Source organism: Vibrio sp. 1288 (genome assembly GCF_033344475.1).
The window spans coordinates 1-606 of record NZ_JAWPOX010000774.1 but is presented as its reverse complement, the minus strand read 5'-3'; the positions used below and the strand labels follow the sequence as shown (position 1 = coordinate 606).

Annotated in this window: 1 protein-coding gene; it reads right to left on the bottom strand. The window is 40.1% G+C overall.

The genetic code is table 11. The features are described 5' to 3' along the window. On the bottom strand, positions 1-486 hold a 486-nt coding region (gene rfaH, locus R8O11_RS29295), incomplete at its 3' end, for a transcription/translation regulatory transformer protein RfaH (protein ID WP_318195133.1). Between the last annotated feature and the right edge of the window lie 120 nt (positions 487-606).

Here is a 606-nt window from a genome sequence, read left to right as displayed (position 1 = left end):
ATCGGTGTTATCAATGCTAACTGGTACTCGCTTCGAGATCATTTGCACCAACATGATTGAACGCTTCTCTCCGTCTTGTTCTTGGAAAATGGCATCAATACCTGCAAATTGTCCGCTCTTAACACGAACCTGATCACCTGGTTTAGGCATGCATTCGGATATGTTTTTTTCTGTGCAGCATTTCTCTAGCTGCTTCAACTCAAACACAAGATCGCCTTGAACTTCTTTTGGTTGGGCACCAAATCGAACAAAGTCGACAACACCGCGCGTCGACCGAACCGACGTAAAGTTCGGGCCTTGTTCATAATCAAAACGTGCAAATACATAACAAGGAAACAACGGTTCTTCGACCTTTTGTCGCTTACCGCGCAAGATTTTTTCGACTTCTACAGTTGGGTAGAAGCACTCAACACCTTGATTTTCAAGATGCTGCTTAGCCCTTATTTGTTCTCCACGCTTACAATAAAGTAAATACCAACGTTTCATTTTATTACTAGCCAATTATATTTTTGTTTCATCCTAGCATTAAGCTAAAGGTGAGTCATGAATATTCAAATTATCCATAAGAAGAACATTATACATTGTTCGCATAACTTACACTTTTTC